This is a genomic window from Galbibacter kalidii (genome assembly GCF_026241135.1).
In the GTDB taxonomy this organism is placed as follows: domain Bacteria; phylum Bacteroidota; class Bacteroidia; order Flavobacteriales; family Flavobacteriaceae; genus Galbibacter.
This window is the reverse complement of the sequence record NZ_JAPFGA010000067.1, coordinates 1-988: the sequence shown is the minus strand read 5'-3', so window position 1 is coordinate 988 and position 988 is coordinate 1. Positions and strand designations below refer to the sequence as shown.

Here is a 988-nt window from a genome sequence, read left to right as displayed (position 1 = left end):
TGCCATGGCGGCAATGACGGTTGGGCGGAAGCAGTGGTATCAGGGGGGACCCCGCCTTATAGTTACCAATGGGACAATAATGCCGCCATATCAAAAATAACGGATCTTTCACAGGGAGCATATGGTGTTACAATCACCGACAGCCGGGGCTGCCAGGTGTCAGGAAGTGTGACCATTACTGCCCCTATGGAAGCTTTACAGATAGATTATACGGCCTTTGACCGTCCAACATCCATCGGGGCTTCCGATGGTTGGATACGGGCAGAAATCACGGGCGGCACCGCACTGGCCGATGGCAGCTACAGTTATATTTGGCATGATGAAAACGGTAGCGACCTAAACGGGCTGGCCACTGCTTCGGTGACGGGTAATGGAACTTACCAGGTCCAACTGGACAACCTTCCTTCTGGGACCTATTCCCTGACCGTGGAAGATGCCAATTACGGGGTGGCCACCACTAAGGACGGTTGTACGGTCCTGGAGAGCCCCTTTACCCTTTACGAGCCTATTGAGGCCACTATTGAAGAAGTATTGCCCGTATCCTGTAACAGTGCCAATACCTTTGAAAACCCGTTTTCGGATGGGGTGCTCATGGCCACCGTTGAGGGCGGGGTGCCTTTTGATACCGGTGAGCCCTATACCTACCATTGGAAAAAACAGGATGCTTCCGGTAATTGGCAGGCATTGCCTGATCAAGTATCCGAGATCGCCAACGATCTGTCTGTGGGCAATTATTCCTTCAATGTAGAAGACAGTATGGGCAATGTCATTGGGGTATATCAGGGCAATACCCTAGTGGAAGCAACAGATGTAGTATACGACCTTGGGCAGCCTGAACTTTTAACACTAAGTTTTTCCAGTACCCCTATTTCCTGTGGGGCGGGGAACGACGGTACGGCCACCGTACAGGTAAACGGGGGCAGTGGCGACTATTTTATAGCCTGGTCCAACGGGGCCACAACGGCCACTGCCACAGCCCTTATAGCCG

General features: G+C 52.5%; 1 protein-coding gene. It reads left to right on the top strand.

Going from position 1 to position 988, the window contains the following annotated elements:
• Positions 1-988: SprB repeat-containing protein (locus tag OOZ15_RS19870; protein ID WP_265958181.1), on the top strand; the 988-nt coding region annotated here is incomplete at both ends.